The 7,583-nt window shown below is 45.8% G+C and carries 3 protein-coding genes; 2 read left to right on the forward strand and 1 reads right to left on the reverse strand.

The features are described 5' to 3' along the window. Positions 1-10: 10 nt before the first annotated feature. Positions 11-2,431, forward strand: coding sequence for a TonB-dependent receptor (locus HK25_RS02930; protein WP_143295954.1), 2,421 nt, complete (start codon positions 11-13; stop codon positions 2,429-2,431). 302 nt (positions 2,432-2,733) lie between these two features. Here HK25_RS02930 and HK25_RS02935 read toward each other — a convergent pair whose 3' ends face one another. Next, on the reverse strand, positions 2,734-4,407 hold the full coding sequence (locus tag HK25_RS02935; protein ID WP_086635254.1) for a porin: 1,674 nt from the start codon (positions 4,405-4,407) through the stop codon (positions 2,734-2,736). Positions 4,408-5,032: 625 nt separating this feature from the next. On the opposite strand from HK25_RS02935, the gene HK25_RS02940 reads away from it, so the two are divergent. Then, positions 5,033-7,300 (forward strand): Hint domain-containing protein, encoded by a 2,268-nt coding sequence (locus HK25_RS02940; RefSeq protein ID WP_143295955.1) that lies wholly within the window; start codon positions 5,033-5,035, stop codon positions 7,298-7,300. Positions 7,301-7,583: the final 283 nt, after the last annotated feature.

Below are 7,583 nucleotides of genomic sequence, written 5' to 3' on the forward strand. Positions count from 1 at the left end.
CACCCCGATCTTGTCGTTTCGAAATATTATGACGGCAATTGCTGTTTTTTCTCCATCGGTCAGCAGTGCGGCACTTTCTGCCACGTTGTCTCATCATAGCAGTCACGCTCATCACTACCCCGGAGCAGGAAGGCCCGGTACGAGGTCAGGTTCTTCTGTGCGTATAGCATCAGCACCTGCCAGGCCACGGACAATCAGGGCTTCGGGGCAGGAGGAGGTAAGTGTTCATGCTCATACCCGTACATTTGAGTTTAACAGGGAGCAGCATGAGCCCGGGTCGACTACGTTTTTGAGTGCACAGACGCTTCAGGAGCGTCATGTTACCAATGTTCTCGATTTGCAGCAGCTTGTTCCTAACCTGACAATTCAGTCAGAAGGGGGCTCAAGTGCGCCTTCTTTTTATCTGCGCGGTATCGGGATGCAGGATTATACGCAAAATAATATGCCATCTGTCATGACATATTTTGACGGTGTTGCGTATCCTGTTGCTTCTATGAGTTCTGGCATGATGTTTGATGTCAGCAGTGTTGCGGTTCAGGCAGGGCCGGTTGGCTTTACTCATGGTCTGGCTGATACGGGAGGGGAGGTCAGAATTGAGAGTAATGCACCGACAAAAACATTTCACTATGGTGTAAATGAGGATCTGGCGTCGTATTATCGTAGTAAAACAACGGCTTATATCTCAGGTCCTATAACATCTAACCTGCAGTACCGCATTGCCGGGCAGACATTACAGGGCGGGGCATTTCGTTTTAACCGTGATACAGGGCAAAAAATAGGCAACGCGAATGTCGGTGCTTTGCGCGGTCGTCTGGCATGGCAGCCTGATGCAAAAACAAATATTGATCTGATTGGTTCATGGAGCATGGACCGGTCGGATGCTACGGCTTCGACACTGCTGGAGGATCTCAGTAACCCGGCTCATGCCGGGCGCGACAGTAATATTTATGCAACGTCATGGAGCCTGAATCCTAAATTTGCAAACCTGGTAGGAATTTCTCCAAAGAGTATCCCATCATTTAATAATGTAACATGGAATATTGCTCTTAAAGGAAACAGAGATTTCGGTTTTGCACACCTTAAAACTTTATCGTCTTTTAGCCAGCAACAGCGCCATGAATATGTAGACCGTGATGCCCTCGAATACAGGTCAGGTGATACGTATTTTGCAGGTAATACTAACGTATTTGCACAACAGGTTATTCTTGAAGGTAAGCCGCTGCTGAAAGGACGTTTTCACTGGCTGGCTGGCCTGTATTATAACCGTGTACGTTCATTTGGTGCTAACTGGTTTGATATGACAGATTATACCGGTTATTTCAGAGAAACATCGCATAATCAGCCACAGCAGAACTTTAGTCAGTTTGCAACGCTGGCTTATGACATTACAAAAAAACTTAATCTTCAGTTCTCACTGGAGCACCAGTCAGATGACCGTCAGCTTGTCGGGGATACTATTAATCAGTACTATTTTCAGAACACTGCTGCTCAGCTGAAACAGTGTGGCGGGTATGTTAACTGCACAACATCACGTTCTTATGCCAGGCATGGTTCTTTAACGAATCAGTTTTCAGGTAAGGTGAGCCTTTCGTATCAGTTTAACCGTAATATTCTGGTTTATGCGTCTGTGGCCCGTGGTGTTAAACCCGGTGGCTTTGCTACTAATACGACAGTTTCTGAAGTGCAGGTTGAACCTTTTAAGCCTGAATGGGTTATGACATACGAAGCCGGTGCAAAAACTGAATTTTTTGACCACAAACTTCGTATTAATGGCACATTGTTTTATAACCAGTATCATGACAAGCAGATGCTTGGCAGTATTGTTATTCCTGGTGTGCCAACTGCGGCAACGCAGGAGGGTATTCCAGGGATGTACAGCATGTATGTGAACGTCCCTCATTCAAAAACATGGGGGACAGAAATCAATATTGCAGCACATCCGATCCGGGGGTTATCGTTCTCTCAGAATATAGGGTATCTGCGTGGCACTTATACTGATTATCAGCAGGTAGACCAGCAGGCTGTTGCGGCACACTATGCTTCAACCGGACGTTATGCCTCTTATGTTACCAGCTTTAACGGGTCTGATATGGGAATGCCCAAACTGACTCTGAGCGGTTCTGCATCGTACGATACATTACCTTTATGGCGGCATTATAAGCTGAACTTTGAGGTAAATTATAGCTACCGTACTCAGCAAAACAGTCTGCAGCCTCGTGGTTCAGGCCTGTATGTTGTTCCTTCCTATTTCCTGCTTGGGGCAAGTGTTACGTTCAGGCCACTGAATAATCGCTGGTTTGTTACAGCCTATGCTTCGAATCTGACAGGAAGGCGCTACCTTACCGTTGTTTCCACAATTGCGACTACTTCTCTTACGGCTGTTTCGGGGGATCCGCGTTTTGTGGGGGGCAGATTTGGTTTTGATTTTTAACAGTTTGAACGTGAAAAAACTGAAGCTATCCGGATCAAAATTTTATTAGATAACTATAAAGTAACAGCTGGATAATTTTTGTTGTGGTTCATTACTTCCGTTCTGTTTCTGAAGCAGAGCGGAAGGTAACTGTTTATCACTGTGTCTTATTATATAAAGTGATTTGGTAATGCCGGTTTTAATTCAGTTTTTTATGTGCAAATCTGGCTTTTAGTAAACACTTATCATTTTGCGATGAAGCGTAAGAGCAGGGAAGAGATGCGCTGCGTAAGCCTTGACGCAACGCAATAGAATAAATTTTCTCAGAATAGCAGGATGACACCACCGGATGCGGAGTTGTCACTTTCTTTGTTCGGGCCATGCGCTGCTGACTCTGTATGGGTATATTCTGCCACAAGGTTCAGCCAGTCAGTCAGACTATAGAAGGCAGCGCCAACTTCAGACTGATTGCGACGGACAAGAAGCGGGCTGTTTTCACCCGGTGCCTGATAGAGGTTACTTACGCCATAACTGCCTACGAGCTTAAATTTTTTGGTAAAGTTATACATCGCCTGTACATAATAGCCCTCTGAGGCACGCTTGCGGCCATTATCAGCGATGCCATCAAAGAACAGGGCCGTGGTGCCCAGTCCGCTGCCACGATAGTAGTAAGCGACACCCTGAAAACCTTTATACGTGATTTTGGTGCCAATTTCTCCGGCTTCAACCATAGCGCTGCGGTGACTGCCTGCCTCCAGGTCCGGGCTGGTGAGCGCCTGCTGGCGCTGAAGCAGGAAGCTGGCCCAGATTCTTGTCTGGACCCCGCCAATGGTGAAATCATATGTGCCTTTACCCTGTACCATCGGTGAGGAATGCTGAGTAGACGAGGCGGAGAGGGCGCGACCAGAGGCATCATCTCCGGCATAATTGAATTCATCCAGTGGCTGGAAGACACCGAGTGATCCCTGCAGACCATGATATTTTGGCGAGGTATAAGAAATTTGCGGGATCCAGTCTGCATAGACGTAGCCCACGCCAATGCGCCCCAGGGATGTGTTGCCCGGTGCGGAATTGCTGCCTGTGGAGCCAACGCTGAGCAGAGTGGCATCGTTCAGAATGGCGTCACTGCCGAAAAGAGCAAGATCGCGCCCGAACTTAAACGTTCCGATCTCTTTTGTTCCGACGGTCACGTAAACCTGACGCATATCAATGCCTGCAGTGCCCAGACCGACCGGGCTGCCGCCTGTATTGGCGTTGAATGCCCCGTTTTTAGCATTGTCCACACCCGGATACATACCGAGAACAGCAGACATATCAATGCCAGACTGTGTAGTGCTGAGTTTGAGGATAAAGCCTGCCGGGAGCAGGCCGTTGCGCACTGAAGAGGAATCAAAACCACTGGAGCCGGTTGATACCCCGCCAGCAACCGGTTTGCCCCCTGCCGGGCTGTTATATGTGTAAAATCCGTTTACAAATCCGGAAAAATTAATATCGATTGGACCAGCCTTGAAGGTCAGACCTTTTCCCGGAACATATTTATCAACACGGACAATACTGTTGCTGTTCAGAGCATCTTTCGTTGAGAGCATAGCCTCCTGCGCAGAGCGGGCGCTGGTTTCTGCTCTGCTGGCGGCCATTTCTGCCCGCTCAGATGCTTCATCGGGCGTGCCCGGGTCAAAGCGAATTCCAGCTTCGTAGCCTGAGTTTACAGTGCGTGCGGTATGCACGGAGTGCCGTTCGGCGGTTGTAGCACTGGCAATACGCACAGGCCGTTGCACAGCACGTGCAGGAGCAGCATGTGAAGCAGAGGCTGTACGGCTGAGATGTTTAGCCAGAAGCGTGTCATGTTCGTGCTTAGTCAGACTACCTTTAAGCTGAAGGATATCCAGCAGATCGCTGTAGTCATCGGCCAGAGCACAGGGTGCAGTTATAAATGGCGTACAGGCAACCGATGTTGCAATAACAGGTAAAAGAAGTGCCCGTTTTTTCAAGGCCATAAAAGTCTGCTCCCTCACGTCGTTTATCATCTCTGAAAGGTTGCTGTTCTTTCCGTCAATCCCTGCACCCGATGATATTCTGGTGTGTTGCCGGGGCAGAATTTATCTGAGGGAAGTGGAGTGTGAGGACGTATTCGCGGGACTGCGAAGAAGTGAAGCTTTGAGACTTATGGAGAATATTGATATGGTTCTGCCTCATCGGGGTTTTATGATTTTTTAATAATTATTTTTATTTATCAGTTGGTTATATAAGTTTTTTCCGAAACAAAAAATGGTTGAAAACCGGAATAAAGTCAGTGAAAGATGTTTTTTCCACTTAGTTCTGGTGGGAAATAGCTATGCCTGCAGAAGAGCTATCTATCCAAAAAACGTCGAAAAATGCTGTTTGTATAATGCAAAATCTTTAGAGGATGTCGGGAAAAATCACGCATTTGTTATGGCTTCAGAATGAGAGGTGACAACATAATTACATTATTTTAATGAAAAATCAGGATATTTTTTGAATCACCTGTTTCGCTTATATGATCATCGCTCGTCAAATATTGAATAATATTAATAAAAAATAAATATATTTATTCAGCATCATATTGTTTGTTTTTAAAAAACATATAAGCGGATATATTCGATGGCAATACAATACTCTCCTCCGGCTGGTGCCAGCATTGTAAATGGCGGTAACTGGGTTGCTATAAAAGATGCTGATGGTTCTACATATTATGAATCAGCAAACGGAACAGGAAGTAATGCCACTCCGATAGCAGGAGCAAGTAAATATACCGGTCCTATTATTATATCTGCTGGCAATCTGACGATTGATAGCGGAGCAGTTGCTTCCGGAGTTTATGTTTCTGGAATCAAGAGTATCTATATATTATCCGGAGGAATTTTAGAAAATTCCACTAATGTTAATGGTTATACTTATATAAGTAATGGTGGTCTTTCTTCTGATAATATTCTTGTCTCTGATAATGGTGTCGTATCTTCCGGAGGAACTTCAGTTAATGATCTCATTATTTCAGGATTATCAGGTGATGGAGGGGGAGATACTTTCAGGGTAAATAGTGGCGGATCTGTCGATGGAGCTACAATTTCGGGGACAAATATGATCCTTCTGGTCAGTCAGGGAGGATATATTGCCGGAAATACACTTGTTGATTCGGGAGGAATACTAAGAGCACAGAAGGGTTCAGTTATAAATTCTCCGGTCGATGTTCAGAGTGGAGGCACTCTGAGTGCGATTTCGCCTCTCACGACTATTGGTACAGGATCCGGAGCAAGTACATATGCAGCACCAGATAGTGCCAGTGTGGTAAGGGGTGGCAACTGGGTTGCTATAAAAGATGCTGATGGTTCTACATATTATGAATCAGCTACAGGGGGTGGAAGTAATGCTACTCCGCTGGCAGGAGCAATTAAATATACCGGTCCTATTATTATATCAGGCGGCAATTTAACTGTAGATAGTGGAGCAGTTGCTTCCGGAGCTTATCTTTCAGGTAGTGTTCCCAGGGTTTATATACAATCCGGTGGCACTTTTGAAAAATCCATCAACGTCAATGGTTATACCTTTGTTAGTAGTGGCGGGCTTTCTTCTGATAATATTCTTGTCTCTGACCGTGGTGTCGTATCCTCAGGGGGAACTTCCGTTCATGATTCTATTATCGCAGGAATATCAGGTGATGGAGGAGTTGATACTTTCACTGTAAGTGGCGGTGGCACACTTGTCAGCGCTTATGTTGGGTCTGGTAATACGTTAAATATTTTATCAGGTGGACAAGCTATTTCATCTACCATTGTTGCCGGTGCAAATTATTATGTCGTGGGTGGAGTATCTGACGGCAGTGATTCCTGTTTTCTGGCCGGTAGTTTAATTAAAACTCCGGATGGTCTTGCAGAGGTTGAAGATCTTCGTATTGGTGATGAAATTATTACTTATGTTGACGGTGTTGAAACAATACGTCATGTGACCTGGGCTGGTCGCTCACAGTGTAATATTCGTCGTCATCTTCTGCCCGATCAGGCAGGTTATCCTGTTCGTATTCTCAAAAATGCAATTTCTGATAACGTACCGTTTAAAGATATGCTCATCACAGCCGAGCACTGTCTGTTTTTTAATGGCAGATTTATTCCTGCCCGTATGCTGGTGAATAATCGTTCAGTTTTCTACGATATGTCGATTACATCCTATGACTATTATCATATCGAAACTGCGGATCATTCAGTTATTATGGCTGATGGGGTGCTGACTGAAAGCTACCTGGATACCGGAAACCGTTACTTTTTTAACCGGCAGGAGAGTGTGGTCTCTATCCGGGGTTCTCATAATCTGGCCTGGGAAACTGACGCTGCGGCTCCGTTAGCGGTTTCACGTGACGAAGTCGAGCCGATTTTTCGTTTGATTGAGGCACGTGCCATCAGAAATGCTTCTCCGTTGCAGACAAAGAAGGTCGGGTATCTGACATACGAACGTAATCTTCATCTGGTTACGGACGCGGGGCGCGCAATATATCAGGTTCGGGAGCATAATGGTTATGTCATGTTTATGATTCCTTCTGATATTAAAGAGGTCCGGATTGTCTCAAACGCCAGCCGTCCGTGTGATGTTGCTGGTCCTTTCATTGATGACCGCAGAACGCTTGGCGTTCTGATCGGCGAGGTCATATTTATTGAGGGAGAGAAAACGACAACACTCACCTCTCACCTGAAAGAAACTGCTCTGACAGGCTGGAGTAATGTTGAAGATGGCAATGTGCGCTGGACGTCTGGCAATGCGTTGTTGCCTCTGCCACCACGCCCGGGGCTTGCTATCACGCTTATGGCTATACGGATTCACGCGGGCGGTCCTTATCTCCTGTCAGGTGACAGATCTGAGTGTTTGTCTCTTTCATGCTGATCAGGAGAAGGCATTAGTACCAGGGCATGTTATCCGTTAATTATCTATGATAATGCAGACGAGTTATACAGCTGTGGCGCGGCATATGTAATATTTTTTATTTGCTTTAGTGTGTTGTTGCTGAGGTCAGGTTAAGGGATAGAGAAATTTATCCCTTATTTCATATGCAGAAAATTTGATCATTTTTAAATTCTGAGAAGCATAATAAAAATGGCCCGCCTACGGCGTGTCGTCAGTTAAGGAGGATGATGACTGAGGCAAACTGCACGGCTGCGAGGAACGT

The organism is Acetobacter sp. DsW_059 (genome assembly GCF_002153695.1).
Taxonomy (GTDB): domain Bacteria; phylum Pseudomonadota; class Alphaproteobacteria; order Acetobacterales; family Acetobacteraceae; genus Acetobacter; species Acetobacter thailandicus.

Excerpts from the sequence above, each read along its gene's own strand:
- HK25_RS02935 (WP_086635254.1), bottom strand. The coding sequence starts at position 4,407 with ATGGCCTTGAAAAAACGGGCACTTCTTTTACCTGTTATTGCAACATCG.
- HK25_RS02940 (WP_143295955.1), top strand. The coding sequence starts at position 5,033 with ATGGCAATACAATACTCTCCTCCGGCTGGTGCCAGCATTGTAAATGGC.